The organism is Parabacteroides chinchillae, assembly GCF_900108035.1.
GTDB classification, from domain to species: Bacteria; Bacteroidota; Bacteroidia; order Bacteroidales; family Tannerellaceae; genus Parabacteroides; species Parabacteroides chinchillae.
In genome coordinates this window covers 132,322-149,434 of record NZ_FNVS01000003.1, presented here as the reverse complement: position 1 = coordinate 149,434, position 17,113 = coordinate 132,322, and the positions used below count along the sequence as shown (strand labels likewise).

General features: G+C 38.9%; 13 protein-coding genes, 1 tRNA gene and 1 pseudogene. 4 read left to right on the top strand and 11 right to left on the bottom strand.

Annotated elements, in window-relative coordinates:
- Positions 1 to 7: 7 nt before the first annotated feature.
- Positions 8 to 712: an SAM-dependent methyltransferase gene (locus C4S38_RS03865; RefSeq protein ID WP_103982621.1), complete on the bottom strand. Its 705-nt coding sequence runs from the start codon at positions 710 to 712 to the stop codon at positions 8 to 10.
- 52 nt (positions 713 to 764) lie between these two features.
- Between C4S38_RS03865 and C4S38_RS03860 the strand changes: the two genes are divergently transcribed.
- Complete coding sequence (locus C4S38_RS03860) at positions 765 to 2,147, top strand: methyltransferase RsmF C-terminal domain-like protein (protein WP_103982620.1); 1,383 nt, start codon at positions 765 to 767, stop codon at positions 2,145 to 2,147.
- Here the strand turns inward: C4S38_RS03860 and C4S38_RS03855 are convergent.
- The 3 genes from C4S38_RS03855 to C4S38_RS03845 all read right to left on the bottom strand — a co-directional run bounded on the left by C4S38_RS03855 (position 2,137) and on the right by C4S38_RS03845 (position 6,081).
- Entirely contained in the window at positions 2,137 to 3,144 is a 1,008-nt protein-coding gene (locus C4S38_RS03855) for a DUF4837 family protein (RefSeq protein WP_103982619.1), read from the bottom strand. The genes C4S38_RS03860 and C4S38_RS03855 overlap by 11 nt on opposite strands.
- 181 nt (positions 3,145 to 3,325) lie before the next feature.
- On the bottom strand, positions 3,326 to 3,997 hold the full coding sequence (locus C4S38_RS03850) for a hypothetical protein (RefSeq protein WP_103982618.1): 672 nt from the start codon (positions 3,995 to 3,997) through the stop codon (positions 3,326 to 3,328).
- Positions 3,998 to 4,008: 11 nt separating this feature from the next.
- Complete coding sequence (locus C4S38_RS03845) at positions 4,009 to 6,081, bottom strand: RNA degradosome polyphosphate kinase (RefSeq protein WP_103982617.1); 2,073 nt, start codon at positions 6,079 to 6,081, stop codon at positions 4,009 to 4,011.
- Between the two features lie 58 nt (positions 6,082 to 6,139).
- Here C4S38_RS03845 and C4S38_RS03840 point away from each other — a divergent pair, with 58 nt between their 5' ends.
- Positions 6,140 to 6,634, top strand: a complete 495-nt coding sequence (locus C4S38_RS03840) for a metallophosphoesterase family protein (protein ID WP_099464235.1) — start codon at positions 6,140 to 6,142, stop codon at positions 6,632 to 6,634.
- 11 nt (positions 6,635 to 6,645) lie between these two features.
- On the opposite strand, the gene C4S38_RS03835 is transcribed toward C4S38_RS03840, so the two are convergent.
- Genes C4S38_RS03835 through C4S38_RS03825 form a run of 3 tightly spaced genes read right to left on the bottom strand, consistent with a single transcriptional unit; the run spans position 6,646 to position 10,855 of the window.
- Positions 6,646 to 7,776 carry an NUDIX hydrolase gene (locus tag C4S38_RS03835; RefSeq protein ID WP_099464842.1) on the bottom strand — a complete coding sequence of 377 codons (1,131 nt, stop codon included), beginning with the start codon at positions 7,774 to 7,776 and terminating at the stop codon, positions 6,646 to 6,648.
- 59 nt (positions 7,777 to 7,835) lie between these two features.
- Positions 7,836 to 8,681 (bottom strand): lipoyl synthase, encoded by an 846-nt coding sequence (lipA, locus tag C4S38_RS03830; protein WP_099464236.1) that lies wholly within the window; start codon positions 8,679 to 8,681, stop codon positions 7,836 to 7,838.
- Positions 8,681 to 10,855, bottom strand: coding sequence for a S9 family peptidase (locus C4S38_RS03825; protein WP_103982616.1), 2,175 nt, complete (start codon positions 10,853 to 10,855; stop codon positions 8,681 to 8,683). Before C4S38_RS03825 ends, lipA begins: the two co-directional genes overlap by 1 nt.
- Positions 10,856 to 10,947: 92 nt before the next feature.
- Between C4S38_RS03825 and C4S38_RS03820 the strand changes: the two genes are divergently transcribed.
- Entirely contained in the window at positions 10,948 to 11,880 is a 933-nt protein-coding gene (locus tag C4S38_RS03820; protein ID WP_103982615.1) for a TIGR01212 family radical SAM protein, read from the top strand.
- Here the strand turns inward: C4S38_RS03820 and C4S38_RS03815 are convergent.
- Complete coding sequence (locus C4S38_RS03815) at positions 11,870 to 12,361, bottom strand: DUF4251 domain-containing protein (RefSeq protein ID WP_103982614.1); 492 nt, start codon at positions 12,359 to 12,361, stop codon at positions 11,870 to 11,872. The two genes, C4S38_RS03820 and C4S38_RS03815, sit on opposite strands and share 11 nt — an antisense overlap.
- A 152-nt stretch (positions 12,362 to 12,513) precedes the next feature.
- Between C4S38_RS03815 and C4S38_RS03810 the strand changes: the two are divergent.
- A pseudogene (locus tag C4S38_RS03810) lies at positions 12,514 to 15,252 on the top strand (calcium-translocating P-type ATPase, PMCA-type); the annotation flags it as partial.
- Between the two features lie 101 nt (positions 15,253 to 15,353).
- Here the strand turns inward: C4S38_RS03810 and C4S38_RS03805 are convergent.
- The 3 genes from C4S38_RS03805 to C4S38_RS15695 form a co-directional block, all read right to left on the bottom strand.
- Positions 15,354 to 15,426: transfer RNA gene (locus C4S38_RS03805), tRNA-Thr, on the bottom strand.
- A gap of 248 nt (positions 15,427 to 15,674) precedes the next feature.
- On the bottom strand, positions 15,675 to 16,427 hold the full coding sequence (locus tag C4S38_RS03800) for a hypothetical protein (RefSeq protein ID WP_146059444.1): 753 nt from the start codon (positions 16,425 to 16,427) through the stop codon (positions 15,675 to 15,677).
- 7 nt (positions 16,428 to 16,434) lie between these two features.
- Positions 16,435 to 16,863 carry a hypothetical protein gene (locus C4S38_RS15695; RefSeq protein ID WP_234999283.1) on the bottom strand — a complete coding sequence of 143 codons (429 nt, stop codon included), beginning with the start codon at positions 16,861 to 16,863 and terminating at the stop codon, positions 16,435 to 16,437.
- Between the last annotated feature and the right edge of the window lie 250 nt (positions 16,864 to 17,113).

Sequence of the window (17,113 nt, the reverse complement as noted above, 5' to 3'; positions counted from 1 at the left end):
CTATATATTATTTATAGATTAAAAAGATTGTGGGCTTCTTACTTAAATCAGGCACCTTTCCTACCCATTCTTTAATCGGACGAGTATGGATATATTCATCCTCACACGTAATATCAGATGCTATACATAGCTTGGTAGAAGGACGGCACGTACGGATAAGCTCATCCGCCAACTTATTATTTCGGTATGGAGTTTCTATAAAAAGTTGTGTTTGGTTCTCCGAATAGATGCGCCCTTCCAGTTTCTTGATCGCATTTATCCGTTCCGAAGCCTCTATCGGCAAATAACCGTGAAAAGCAAAGCTTTGTCCATTAAAGCCGGAACCCATTACCGACATCAAAATAGAAGAAGGACCAACCAACGGCACAACCGGATAATTTTTACGTTGAGCAATAGCCACCACATCAGCTCCCGGATCTGCAATGGCAGGACATCCGGCTTCAGATATAACACCCATATTCTCTCCTTTTGCCAACGGGGCCAAATAGCCGGTCACTTGTTCAGGAGAAGTATGCTTATTCAATTCATAAAAAGTCAGTTCATCTATCACTATAGACGGCTCTACTTTCTTCAGAAAGCGACGTGCCGTACGTACATTTTCAACAATAAAATGCTTTATCTGCAATATAACCTCACGATTGTATTCCGGCAACACACGACGATGTTCCGTTTCTCCCAGAGTGACAGGTATAAGGAAAAGAGATGCTTGCATACTGTTTGTTTTCTGCAAATGTAGTATTTTTGTAGCAAACAAACAGAATAAGATGTCACTTCCTATTGATTTTATTACCCGTACACGTGCCTTGCTAGGCGACGAATTCAGCAAATTGGAAACAGCTTTGCAGGCCGAAGTACCCGTAAGCATCCGTATCAATGAAAAGAAAGGAACTCATACACCCAACGGCGGCGAACCTGTGGCATGGTGTAAAAGCGGCTTTTATTTGCCGGAACGTTTATCTTTTACTTTCGATCCTTTATTTCATGCAGGAGCTTACTATGTGCAGGAAGCCTCATCCATGTTTCTGGAACAAGCCATTAAACAGTATGTAGCCGGACCAGTACGTTGTTTGGATTTATGTGCTGCTCCGGGAGGAAAATCCACCCATCTTGCCAACCTTTTGCCGGAAGGCAGTTTGCTTGTAAGCAACGAAGTTATCCGGAGCAGAAGCAATATCCTTGCAGAAAACATGGCCAAATGGGGAATACCCGATGTTATTGTTACCAACAATGACCCTGAAGAAATAGGCAAGCTTACCCATCTATTCGATGTCATTGTAACAGATGTTCCCTGTTCCGGTGAAGGAATGTTCCGTAAAGATACCGACAGTACAGGCGAGTGGAGCCTTGCCAATGTTAATTTATGTGCCGGACGGAGCCGACGTATCATCCATGATATATGGAATGCTTTAAAGCCCGGAGGCATACTGATTTACAGTACATGCACATACAATACGGAAGAAGATGAAGATAATGTATATTACATTACAGAAGAATTAGGTGCCGAAGCCCTTTCAATCTCAACACCGGAAGAATGGCAAATAACCGGTGCCCTTAAATACAATTATCCGGTTTACCGTTTCTTTCCACATAAAACCAAAGGCGAGGGGTTCTTTCTGGCCGTTCTCCGCAAAGCAGAAGGTGAAGCAGAAGAAATTCGTTTCAAGACAAAAGAAAAGAAAGAAAAAAGAAAGGCGGAACCTCCCGTTCCGGAATATGCAAAAAAGTTTCTTCAGTATGAAAATTTATTTTCATCAGGATGGAACAAAAATTTCATACTGATGAAACCGAAATCGGTTGCCGATGTATATCCGCTTTTATGTGACCGGCTACACATTATCTCGGCAGGCGTTTGCCTTGGCGAGCTGAAGGGCAAAGACCTGATTCCTTCGCAAGAACTGGCACTTAGCACAGCGTTGCGCCGGGATGCTTTCCCGTCTGTGGAACTTAGCTGGGACGACGCAATACGCTATCTAAAAAAAGAAGCCCTTCTCCTACCCGAAAGCATAGAGAAAGGCTACGTATTAGTCACTTATAAAGGATTCCCTCTAGGTTTCGTAAAACACTTGGGCAACCGTGCCAACAATCTTTATCCACAAGAGTGGAGAATAAGAACAAGCTACTTGCCGGAAAAGGTGCTTACTCTTTAAAGCTGACTGTTAGAAGCGACGCTTCAAGTTGCCGTATAAGGTTGGCTTTCTTTGATTCGGGGGCAAACACAAAACCTTCGGCCACAAGAATCCGGCTGTTGGCCCTATCATGATAAATATACGAAACAAAAGGCCCCCCCATTTTGTCTCCTTCCATATCCCACAATCCGCGAAGTACGCAGCAGTTTTTCATACTGTTTGCATACCGTTCATAAACAGGAGGAAAACATTTGGCAGTTGTCATATATGAACCAGGAAAAGCTCCAGGAACATTTTTCCTCAACACGGAATCGCGCTTGGAAATCAACAAATCGGCAGTTGGTTCGGCCGATCCGCTATAAGGGAAGCTGTACACTACAATGTCTGAGCGTCCCTTTATTGCATTATTCGATACCCAAAAGAAACCTGAGGTATCTTTATACGCACTCATTTCTTCGGGCACAAACAATGAAACACCCAAATTATCTTGCAGTCTTTTTATCACCCACGAACTATGCGTTCTGCTCAGCATTGCGATCCGACGGTTCTGCTCTGCCTGCTCAAAATAGTTCACCAACGATCTGTCATGCAGCAAAACGTATTCGGATAACACACTAGACGAAGGTGCGGTTAGCCGGATTATATATTGCCCGGACGACCATTTATCACGTATCTCATGCACAGAAACTTTTGTATATAAATCCGGATTTATATCAACCAAAAGAATATTGCGCACGTATCTGAGGAAACTGTTAAAACTGGATGGCTCGGAATAACTCACATGCAAAGAAGGCTCAGATTGGGGCAAAGCAGGAACCGGCATTGTCAGCTCTTCCCGGATAATTAGCCCGGCTTCCCCCTTCCACACGTTTTTATCCATTACAACCAGCACTTCATAAGGCCAGCCTGTCGCTTTCTTCATCATGGCAGACAGGTTTGCGGCAGGATTCGGTTTGTTACATGAGCTAATTCCTATCAAAATAAAGCAGGAAACAGCGAAAGCAGATAGTGTTTTCATAGATACATCAAATTAATAAACTTAAAACAACACACTGCAAATATAGAAGAGAGAAGTAAAAAAGAACACGCGCTGTACCGGACAAATCAAAACAGGACAAACACACTTATAATAAGCACATTAAACCTATCAAAGGGTAAATCATTCATTATAATCCGGACAACCGGGCAAATAAATACAATTAATAAAGACGTATATATTGATCTATATCGACTTTTTCATCCAGTTGCAGTCTTTTTTTTAAACGATTCTTAGATTTAGCCAATGCCTCTGCCGTATTATTGAATACAGCCAATTGATCTTTGCGGGAAAAATTCCATTTAATAAGGCAACATATTTCTTGTTCATGGCGAGTAATAGAAAACTTATCCTTTAATTTCGTCAGATAGAGGTTAAACAGCAAATCAGACACGGTCAACAGTTCGTTCCACTCCGCTTTTGACAGATTTGTCCTTACCGGATCACTCTTTAACTGAACTAACAAAGGGACAATATTTGAAGCAAAAGTATCCGGGGTGTCGGATGAGAGCATACAGAGAGCACGGTCATACTCTCTTAATTTCTGTTCAAAGGTGGCGATTTCAGCTTCTCGCTGCACATACAACTCCGATTCTATAGTCAGTTGACTAAGCTCTTTTCTTAAGGCATCAATCTGCAGAATATAATTATGACGTTCTTTCCGGTATAAATTGGCAAGCGCATTGTTACGTTTGCTTTTATCTTTTATAAGTCTGATCCTCCCTTTATTGCATCCCACATAATTTCCCAATGCATAAGCCGATACAGCAACGACCAGAACTACTAAGCAAGAAGCTCCCCACAAGACAAAGTTCCAAGATGAAAAAATATCCATAGTTCAACTAATTACGACCGGTTTTTCAAGTATTCATAAATAGCCAACTGCGCACGGACTTTATGCGGATTATCATCCCGTTTAAAGTTATTGCATAAATTTTCATCGATCCGGCAAGCCTTTACGTTATCACGCATCTGTATATTCAGAATATCTATTATTTCCTGCTTCAACTCCGGTACTAATATAGGGAAAGCTGTCTCAATGCGGCGATTCAGGTTACGGCGCATCCAATCGGCAGAAGTCAAGTATAAGTTTTCTTCTCCATCATTATAAAAATACCAAACTCTGGAATGCTCAAGAAACATATCGACAATACGGGTAATCCGGATATTGCGGCTATACGGTTGATCCGGAACCAAACAGCAAATACCTCGAATAATCAAATCTATCTCTACACCATTCTCACTGGCCTTATATAATTCATTAATCATATTCTGATCATGAAGACCATTCATCTTCAATATGATACGACCTTTTCGGCCTTGCTTTACATGTTCTGTCTCTTGCTGAATCATACGAGTCAATTCCGATACCATATTAAAGCGGGCAACCAATAAATGCCGGAACACCGGTTCTGACGCATCACCTTCTAATATTGCAAACACTTTATTTATATCCTGTACTATTTCAGCTTTGGAAGTAAGCAATGCCATATCAGAATAGATTTTAGCAGTCTTCTCATTAAAATTGCCCGTACTTAGATAAGCAAAGTCTTTCCGCTTGCCTCCGTCTTCACTATCCTTACGTAGGATAACAGCTACTTTTGCATGTACCTTCAACCCCGGGATGCTATAAATAATACGAATGCCCGCCTGCTCCATACGTTCCGCCGTACTCATATTGTTTTCTTCATCAAAGCGGGCTTTCAATTCAACAAAGACCGTAACTTTTTTTCCATTCTGGGCAGCACTGATCAATGTATTGATAACAGCAGAGTTTTCTGCCACACGATATTGGGTAATCTTTATTTCCTCCACCTTCGGGTCAAAAGCTGCCTCCATTAAAAAACGTATCAGATAATCAAATGACTGATAAGGGAAATGAAGTAATACATCTTTCTTTTTGACGACTTTAAACACAGACTCCATTTCGTCAAGAAAAGAAACACGCATCGGAACCGGTATTTGCTGCTCCAGCTCTTTTCCTTTCGGATTAGGCAGCTTTATTAAATCTTGTAGATTCAGATAACGACCTCCAACTACCAAATCGTCAGCAGTAATTCCAAAAGCTTCACAAACAAAAGCCAGGAAATCATCCGGCATCGCCCGATCATACATAAAACGGCTTAATGCTCCAATCTTCCGTTTCTTTACTTTTTCCCGGATATCTTTAACAATATTACCGCTTTTCTCATTATCCAAATAAATATCTGCGTCTCTTGATATTTTAATACTATAACAACTGTCAATTACATAACCAGGAAATATACTAGACAGGTTTGCACGTATAATATCATCAATAAACATGATATATGATTTTCCCTCATGTACTGGCAACTCTATAAAACGGGGAACTTTTGCATACGGAATCTTCATTAATGCATAATGGTATTCAGGGACATATCCGGGAGTAGATAAGCGCTTGCTTTTCTTCACCATACGGATCACAAGATAAAGGCGGCGGTCACGTATAAAAGTTCGGATATCTCCCGCCTGAATCATTACCGGAGATAAAAAAGGGAAAATTTCCTCATTAAAAAAATTATGAACAAATTCTTCATGAAAAGATTCCGGTATACTGTCTTGATAAAGATAAATATTCTGTCTGTTAAGTTCCGGCAAGACTTTATCATAAAATATACGATAATATTCTCCTTGCTGCCGGTTTACCTCTTTCGTAATACCCGCTAAAACTTCCTCAGCCTCAGCACCGCTCTCTTCTGTATAATTCTTTTTCATAATAACACCACGGTGTTCGGCTACACGTATTTCGTAAAATTCTTCAAGGTTGGAAGAATAGATAGAAAGGAACTTAATCCGTTCATAAATAGGAAGAGCATCATCTTCTGCCTCCAACAAGACACGGTAATTAAAAGATAACCAACTAATGTCCCGTTTAAAGTATTTATATGAATTCTCCATAATATTCTTATCTTAGGTGCGTAAATATAGATACTTTTGTCGGATAAAAGAAATTGTTATGCTTAAAGTTGGACTTCTTTCAGATACGCATGGATACTGGGATGACAAATATTCGGAATACTTTAAAACGTGTGATGAAATATGGCATGCAGGCGATATCGGTTCAGATATACTGGCCTCCAAACTTGCATTACTAAAACCATTGAGAGCTGTTTTTGGCAATATAGACGGACAATCAACACGTTTGCAATATCCCAAAGTTGCCCATTTCAATGCAGAAGGGATGAATGTAATGATGACACATATCGGTGGATATCCGGGACGCTATAATCCTGAAATTCGACAAGAACTATATGACACACGCCCCAACCTGTTTATTGCAGGCCATTCGCATATATTAAAGGTGGTATTCGATAAAAATCTGAATTGCTTATATATAAATCCCGGAGCAGCGGGAAAGAGTGGATTTCATCAAGTCAGAACATTAGTCCGTTTTATGATAGAAGACAAAGCGATCAAAGATCTTGAAGTTATTGAATTAGGACACAGATAAAAGAAAAAGTTCTACTGTTTTACAGGATTTTCGCAACAAAAACGTTCTGCCAGCAAAACGGTATTCTGTAAATAGGGAAATTCTTTTTCAAAGGCTTCACTGAATACACCCTTATTCATATTCTCCTCAATCTGTTTCGTAGTCCACAATTTACCTTCTCGTTTTTTGCACATTTTTAATTGATCTTCTTTGCGAAGACACACCACATACAATGAAACAAGATGTTTTACTTTTTCATTTTCAAATGTATAACGGATTAAAAAACGAGGAGTTATACCTTCCTCTTTACCTAAACTACCAAGAGTTTCTTTAACTGTATTTTCTATGCTATGCCTGAACAACACATAACTATAATATGGATAGTCAAACATATTCGGAGAAATAAAAGCCTCGTGACTTCTCTTTGCCAAATACAACATTCCGTCATAGATAACTGCTATACGGACAACCGGATGATAATATTTTTTTGATAAAGCACGGCTTACCGACCTGGCAATACAACCTATTACTTTACCTTTTTCGTTCAATACAGGTAGCCACATTTCTTTCTTCAGGCTTCCTCTCATCAAAGACAAACGAATCTGTTCATAAAGAATAACACATACGCCGATAATCAAGCCTAATTCTCTATATAAAAAACGTTCTGTACGCACACTTTGTATCGAATCCGGAAGAATGCTATAAAGCAAGATAATAAATAAATGTAGTGTATAGAAATTCTGGACAATCTGGGATACAAAATAAAATTCATTTAAAGTTGTACGAAGTAATGTCCGTTTATAAGTCGGTTTTTTAGAATCCCTGATTTTTTGTAAAATTGTACGTTTTGAAAAGCCCACTATAGTGAGAACTACAACCAATATAACTTCTGTAATGAGAGGTGAATAGACATATAAAACAGGCTCCAGCTTCAAACAAAGAAAAACAGAAAACAATACTAGTGTAGCAGCAGAAGGCAATAATAAAAACTGGTAAACACGCTCTTTTATCAGCACTTGGAAAAGAAAGATACAAACGAAACAAAAAGTAATACCTATTATAAAGGATAATAAATAAGAAAAATAATTATCCAGAAACATAAATAGCAATAGAGGCAATAATCCTATTGCCTGATTATCCAACCCTTTCTTTACTTTATTCATTCTCCCCCCCTTTCATCCGCTTTATAATAAAACAACCAACATTCACAAAAGTTCATCAATTAAATATGCTTTTCCGCATGATAAGATGAACGTACAAGCGGAGCGCTCTCCACTTTATTAAAACCTTTTTTTAATGCTGTCAATCTATAAGATTCAAAGTGTTCAGGGGTTATATACTCTACAACAGAAATATTCTTTCTCGAGGGTTGAAGATATTGTCCGATGGTCAGTACTGAGACACCGGCTTTTAACACATCATCCATTAACTCATACACTTCTTCAGAGCTTTCTCCCAATCCAACCATAATACCTGTTTTGGTTGTTATCCCGCTCTTTGCAATATGGGATAATACGGCTAAACTCACATCATATTTTGCGGCGCTACGCACTAACGGAGATATTCTCCGCACAGTTTCCATATTATGCGAAATAATTTCAGGAGCAGCATTAACCACCATATCCACCAATTCAAGATTTCCCTGGAAATCGGGAATGAGAACCTCCACTGTAGTTTCAGGATTAATCTCTTTAATCTTACGAATCGTATTCACCCAATGCTTTGCACCCAGGTCTGACAAATCATCACGGTCTACCGAGGTGATAACCGCATGCTTCAACCCCATCAGACGGATACTTTCGGCTACATTCTCAGGCTCCTTCAAATCCAAAGGTAAAGGTTTACCTGTTAACGTATTACAAAACCTGCACGAACGCGTACATATTTCACCGCCAATCATAAAGGTAGCTGTTCCTCTACTCCAGCATTCACCCATATTCGGACATTTACCACTAGTACAGATTGTATGTAAACAATGAGATTCTACTATGTTTTTTGTCTTTGTGAATTGGTCGTTTCCTCCGAGCCGGATTTTCAACCAATCCGGCTTCCTCAAATGTTCTGCCATTACAAGTTATCAAATAAATAATTAGACATTTTGGTATACAAATGATAACGTGTATTACCACCAATGATGCTATGATTCCGGTCTTTATACACGTGCATATCAAACTGTTTACCAGCTTGCACCAATGCTTCGGCATATTCCATTGTTTGCATAAAGTGAACATTATCATCTGCTGTTCCGTGTATCAATAATAATTTTCCCTGCAAATCTTTTGCTTTACGAAGCGGAGAGGTCGCCGCATAACCTTCAAAGTTCTCATTAGGGGTACGCATGAAACGTTCCGTATACACAGAATCATAATATTTCCAGTCTGTAGGAGGAGCTACAGCAATACCCACCTTAAAAGTTCCGTTGCCGGTACTCAAAGCCATCAACGTATTATAGCCGCCAAAACTCCAACCCCAGATAGACATTCTATTTTTATCTATATAAGGAAGTTTAGCCAATGCTTGGGCAGCTTCGACCTGATCATGAGATTCGATATCTCCCATACGTAAATATGTACATTTGCGGAATGCTTCCCCGCGGGCACCAGTCCCGCGACCATCAACACAAACCACAACAATGCCTTTGCTTGCCAAATAATACTCCCAGTCAAAACTATATTGATCTAGTACTTGTTGAGAGTTCGGGCCACTATATTGTGTCATCATTACCGGATATTTCTTCGAAGAATCAAAATTGGCAGGTTTCACAATCCAAGCATTTAAGTCATAACCTGATGCCGTATGTACTGTCATAAACTCCTTCCGGGCAAATGAATATTCAGAAAGTTTATTCTTTAAGGCCATATTATCCTGTAACACGCGTAACGTTTTTTTTGTTTTAGTTTCGTTTACCGTGATCTTTGCCGGAGTATTGGCATTTGAATAATTATTTACATAGTAAGCAAAATTATCGCTAAACGTAGCATTATTCGTTCCTTCCTCTGTAGAGAGTTTAGTCTTCACCCCTTTTGCATCTATCTTATAAACAGAACGGCGAATCGGGCTTTCTTCTGCCGATTGGTAATAAACAGTCTTCGTTGCTTCATCTATCCCCAGGAATTTAGTAACATCCCAATTACCTTTCGTTACCTGGCGTTGCATAACACCTGTCGGCGAATAGAGATAAATATGATTATAGCCATCTTGTTCGCTGACATATACAAAACCATCTTTCATAAACTGGATAGATGTCATCAGATCCGAATCAATATAGCTTTTATTATCCTCGCGAAGAACCAAACGTGAAACGCCGCTCTTCGGGTTAATATAATACATATTGAAAGCATTCTGCCAACGATTCAATGTCATAACAGCCAACTGGTCAGGATTATTGGTAAAGACGATCCTTGGAATATAAATATCCTCGGCACCCGGCACTTTCAGTGTCTTAGTATCTTTCGTTTCAATACTATATGAATGAACACTTACTTTTGAATTCTTCTGTCCGGCTTTCGGATATTTATAATTATAATAACCCGGATATAGTCCATCTCCATACATCTGCATAGAATATTCCGGAACTTCCGATTCATCAAAGCGAACATACGCCAAATATTCACTATCAGGAGACCAAGCCATCAGATTCGTTACAGCAAACTCTTCTTCATATACCCAGTCTGTGATACCATTCAATATTTTATTTAATTCACCATCCTTCGTTACCTGTACTTCCGTATCATAGTCAAACTTTCTCAACCAGATATTATTATCACGTACATAGGCACACATACGGCCGTCAGGAGAAAAAGTGGGGATCATTTGTTTACTGGCAGACTCCGTAAGGGGTTTCAAATAATTACGACGGACATCATAATCATAAACAACAGCTTTAGAAGAACGACGGTATATAGGCTCTGTTTCACGCCAGACCAAAATATGATGTCCGGTGTTACTGATCGTATATCCGTCAAAATCTACAAACGTACATTCACGGGCTTTACCGGTATCAAACAGAGTGTCTACCGGATTACCTGTACGGTAAGAATATTTAATGATCATACTCTTATCTTTACTCATTGCCGTATAGTGTTCGCCATCCGGCAATGAACGCATTTCACCAATATTCGTAACCTGACGGAACTTTCCATCCGTTATCTCTTTCAAACCTAACTGCTTACTTCCATTCTGAGCAAAAGCACTTCCCATTGCTACCAATGAGAGCAATATACAAAGACTTATTCTTTTCATTATCTATTTATAGTAGTATTGTTGTACTTTAAATTAAGTTGCAAAGTTAACATAAAAGCAATGAATAAGAAGTTTTTATATATCTTTGCTGTGTGAAAAATACTAAACCATATAATGAATTCGGAGACTTTTTAAAGGAAATATTCCCTTATAAAGTACAAAAAATATCTATTAACGCCGGATTCACCTGTCCAAACAGGGACGGGTTAAAGGGCTTTGGCGGTTGCACATACTGCAACAACCAGACTTTCAGCCCAGAATACTGTCATACTGAAAAAAGTGTCACCGTACAACTTGAAGAAGGCATACGTTTCTTCTCCCGTAAATATCCGGGCATGAAATATCTTGCCTATTTCCAAGCCTACACTAATACGTATGACGAAACGGAAATATTGATCAGGAAGTATGAAGAAGCCCTGAGCTATCCCGGAGTGGAAGGTATTATTATCGGTACACGTCCTGACTGTATGCCAGACACATTACTGGAATACTTTGCCAGGCTATCCACCCACAAATTCGTTATGATAGAATATGGAGTAGAAAGCACATTGGATAAGACCTTGTTACACATTAATCGCGGACATACATATTCGGAATCGGAAGAAACGATTCGACGTACAGCCGGCATGGGTATCTATACGGGAGTACATCTTATTTTAGGATTGCCCGGAGAAAGCAGAGAAGAAATATTGCATCATGCCGATATTTTATCTGCACTGCCCATTACCACATTAAAGCTGCATCAATTACAACTGATCCGCAACACGCGCATGGCTAAAGAGTATACAGAGCATCCCGACTTATTTCATCTGTATACGGTTGACGAATACATCGAATTGGTAATCGACTTTATTGAACGGTTAAACCCCTCTATTGTAGTAGAGAGGTTCGTATCTCAGTCTCCCAAAGAACTGCTTATTGCACCCGATTGGGGACTAAAGAACTTTGAATTCACAGCCAAAGTAAACAAACGAATTGCCGAACGAAACACTTGGCAAGGCCGTTTGATCTCTACTATTTCATAGATGCAACTTCTCCATAGAATATAATGCTCTGCTTATTGACCGGTACTACATTAATGGTTGATGAACCGTTAGGGTAAATTTGCACATTGAAAGTATAGTTATCTTCATCTGTACGAACTTTAAATTTTATCTGTGCATCTCCCTTCTTTTTATAAGTTACTTTGTATTCGCTCAAGGGTTTCTCAAAACGCAACCCGTTTCCTCCACCATAAGGAACAGAGTAAGCCTGTCCAAAATAGGGGAGATAAGAAATCACTGAATCTCCTTTCACCTCTAATGAATAAGAAGAAGTTAGATTAACTGATCTTCCACTCATTGGAATAGAACGGTTTACATCTATTTTGAAATGACCCTTGTCAATCATTTTTTGCACCTGCAACTCTTTTTGCACCTTTTTCTCTTTATTACTTTGAGCAAAAAGGGATTGCCCGCCAATTAACAGGACAATCCCCAGCAAGAAAACTAACCTAACATTCTTCATAACCTTAAACACTAAACACCACTAGCTTTTATATATAAGACAATTAGTCAAACCAAAAGGTTTAATTAACAGATATAAAATAACTTAATAATAATCTAAAAAAGGAGATTATGAGTATTGGCAAATAAACACCTTGTGTAAGTTCGACAACTTTATCTATCTTTATCGCCATAAAAGCAATAAATAGTATTATAAATTATATGGAGCAAAAACATCAGTACCGGGGTTTAACTAAACAAGAAGTTGAAGAAAGCAGACAGCTGCATGGAGAGAACATATTAACACCTCCTGAAAAAGCTTCACTATGGAGCCAGTTTTTAGAAAAGTTTGACGACCCCATCATCAAAATTTTACTTGTAGCTTGGATACTTTCCATGATTATCGCCGGAGTACACTGCTGGGGGCCGGAGGCTAAAGGTTTTACTGCTTTTTTAGAACCGATAGGAATCTTTTTCGCTATCATGCTTGCCAGTTGCGTAGGGTTCTTCTTTGAAATGAAAGCAAACAAGGCATTTGATATTTTAAATACGGTTAATGACGATACTTTGGTAAAGGCCATCCGTGACGGAAACATATGCCAGATATCCAAAAAAGAAGTTGTAGTAGGCGACATCATTGTACTGGAGACAGGAGAAGAAGTACCAGCCGACGGAAGCCTGCTGGAAGCTATTTCACTTCAAATAAATGAGTCAACCCTAACAGGCGAACCAATTATCAGCAAAACAACCAATGAAGCCGATTTTGACCACGAAGCCACCTATCCGTCCAATGTAGTTATGCGTGGAACTACCGTTGTAGACGGACACGGAATAATGAAAGTAGAAAAAGTAGGAGATGCCACCGGATATGGCAAAGTATATGAAGGATCACAAATAGAAAGCGGTGTAGAAACGCCTCTGCAAACGCAATTAGCCGGTTTAGCCAAAGTAATCAGCAAAGCCGGTTATTCTATAGCCGCCCTCACCTTTATTGCTTTATTGGCTAAGTTACTTCTTTCATCATCCGGCATGCCGGTTATGGATCTGATAGCCCATATTCTGAACATTTTTATGGTAGCCGTTACGTTAATCGTAGTTTCAGTACCGGAAGGTTTGCCAATGAGTGTTACCTTAAGTCTCGCATTGAGTATGAACCGAATGCTCAAGACAAACAATCTTGTCCGCAAAATGCACGCATGCGAAACGATGGGAGCAACAACTGTTATCTGTACGGACAAAACCGGTACATTAACGCAAAACCAGATGCAAGTACATCAAACTAATTTCTATAATTTGAAAGGCCAGAAACTTGAAGACAATGAGATTAGCAATTTAATAAAAGAAGGTATCTCTGTAAACTCTACTGCCTATCTGGATTTCTCGGACAACGATAAAGTTAAAACACTAGGTAATCCAACTGAAGCCGCTCTGCTTCTATGGTTAAACAGTCAACAGCAGAACTATCTGGACTTAAGAGAAAATGCAGCCGTAATAGAGCAATTGACCTTCTCTACGGAGAGAAAATATATGGCCACTGTCGTAAAATCACCTTTACTCAACAAGACAATATTGTATGTAAAAGGCGCTCCTGAAATAGTGTTGGCCAACTGTCAGCGTGTCGCAACCGACGGAACATTTAAGCCGGTTGAAGATTGTAAAGCCAACATAGAAACGCAACTGCTGAATTATCAAAACCAAGCCATGCGTACACTGGGATTCGCTTATCAGGTATTAGACGACAAACAGGAAACATCTGTTTTTGCAAATGGCAAACTTCATAATGCAAATCTTACTTTCTTAGGAATCGTAGCTATCTCCGATCCTGTCCGTTCGGATGTTCCGGCAGCTGTGCAAAGTTGTCTTAACGCGGGCATTGACGTTAAGATCGTTACCGGAGATACACCGGGAACCGCAAAAGAAATCGGAAGGCAAATAGGCACTTGGCAAACAAACGACACCGAACACAATATTATTACCGGACCTAATTTTGAAGCGTTAAGTGATGATGAAGCACTTAATCGTGTTTTAGACCTCAAAATCATGTGCCGCGCCCGCCCTACAGACAAACAACGTCTTGTTCAGTTGCTTCAACAAAAAGGAGCAGTAGTGGCAGTCACCGGAGACGGAACCAATGACGCTCCTGCACTAAAAGCAGCCCAGGTAGGTTTGTCCATGGGAGACGGAACATCCGTAGCCAAAGAAGCCAGCGATATCACTATCTTAGATAATTCCTTTGGCAGTATCACCCGTGCCGTTATGTGGGGGCGTTCTCTATACCGTAATATACAAAAGTTCCTGTTATTCCAGTTAACGATTAACGTGGCAGCCTGCCTAATCGTTTTACTAGGTTCGTTGCTTGGCACCGAATCTCCATTAACCATTACACAAATGTTGTGGGTTAATCTTATTATGGACACATTCGCAGCAGGAGCTTTAGCATCTTTGCCTCCCAACGAAAAGGTAATGCAAGACAAGCCACGTAAAAGCGGAAAAGGAGGAGATTTCATCATTACCCGTTCAATGGCCTACAACATTTTTGGGGTCGGTATCTCTTTCGTCATCATCCTGATAGGACTGCTTTTATACTTCCATGCAGAAGATGGATTAACGCCTCATGATTTATCATGGTTCTTCAGTTTCTTCGTTATGCTGCAATTCTGGAATATGTTTAATGCTAAAGCATTCATGGAAGGCACCTCTGCTTTTGCCAATCTGAAAGAAAGTAAAAGCTTTTTATTTGTTGCTCTGATTATCGTTATAGGGCAATATCTGATCGTTACTTTCGGTGGAAAAATGTTTAGTGTCATACCTCTTTCATGGAAAGATTGGGCAATTATTATCGGTTCCAGTTCATTTGTCCTATGGATCGGAGAAGCATGTCGCTTCATTCAGAGCCTCCTCAAAAAGAAGTAGGCATATTTCTACAGAAAGGTCAGCACCTAAAACGAAAAAGGTAGGCAACTAATTGTAAAAAGTTGCCTACCTTTTTTATGTTCTAAATCTTACAAATCATGAGCCGAAAGCCGGACTTGAACCGGCGACCTACGCATTACGAATGCGTTGCTCTACCAACTGAGCTATTTCGGCAACACTCAATATAACATGTTGAATTATTGATATTTACAATTCAATTCTGTTATCTTTCTGATTTTATGTAATTTCTGGTTTACATCTGAGTTTACATCAGCATTTTGTTAATACTATTGTTAATTATCTCATTTTCAATTCAAATATACGCAAGATCGCCCAAGTAAGCAAGAATACTCTTTACTCGCTTGGGTGATCTTCTTTATATCCTTGCTACTGGAAGGGGGCTTTAAATAAGAATGAGTATCTTACTTGATATTTTCGTAAGTGTATTTATAAATATCGCTTTCTCCAGTAGAAAGTAAAACTTTGACCTCTTTCACATAACCATCTTCATCTAACTTGTATTCAAAATAATCAGGTTCTTCATCTTCTTCCCCTGCATAATTATATTCTTGCACCAGATATTTTGAAGTCTTTCCAAAGAAACCAACAGATCCCAATATATCCAAATCTTCTTTTTCTCCTAATCCATCTGATATATATAAATTCCCTTTATTGAGAATTTTATCAGGATAAAGTATATTTGGAACAGCTAAATATGAAGATGCAATCATATTCCATTCATCATCATAAGAGAATGTCTCTAAATCTCCACCTTCTTCTATAGATTTCAAATAACCTTCATCGTAATAATTGTATATCATTCCATGATTATCGCTTACGACATACCCATTATTATTTAAAGTATAAGTGGTTGTCCTTCCTTCATGCCATGCTTTAATTTCTTTATCACTTATTTCAAGCGTTGTATATATTTCTGAATCATCATCTAATACAGTAATTCGTGAAGGTCTATTTCCATCATATTCATACTCAACACTACCACAATATTCATAATCTGTCTGGTTGTCAGCAGAAGAAATTTCAACTTTTGTTAATCTCTTCTCTGTATTACCATTAATGCCACCTCCGTTTTCATCATCATCACCACCGCAAGAAACGAAGTTAATACACAAAACCATTGAAAGAATGGTCATAAAAAATCTGTTTGTTTTCATATAACTTTTAATTTATAAAATAAAAACATTTAGCATCATCATCAAAACGATGCCATACTATTACTCTCTCACCTTTAATTGTTTCTGCGAAATAGTATTCCCAACTATCCCAATTACATATAATAGATTGACCTGATTTTCTTCCATCATCAGAAATGTCTTTACTTGGTCCTCCATAAACAAAACTGGTATGCTCAATTGTAGTATAATCATCAGAGATATAAATTTCACCACTGGATCCATACCCTTCTGTTTCCCACTCATTGAATGAAAAATTGTAATATTTTGAATACTCAAAAGTACCTGTTTCTAATGGTAAACGGGAAGCTATCTCTGGGGGATCAAGCACTTTTTTTTCTTCGTCATCCCCACAAGAAAACCAACTTAAACAAAATACTATCAATAGGATAGCCATAAAAAATCTGTTTGTTTTCATTTTGTAAATATCTATCTCCTGTTCCCTTCAGAGTATTACTAAATAAAAAAGGTGTGGGAACTGTATTTGCTTTATCCTAAAGTCTGGCTTCTCGCATTGCCATTAGAGTGGATAAAACAACAGCAACCCACACCTATTGAGATATAGTTTACCCTTTCAGGTAAGTCTATAACAAAAGATGCGGGTGCTATTGCCATCACCTTCACTCTAATACAAATTTTGCGAGAATTTGACTTTAGAAGATAATTTC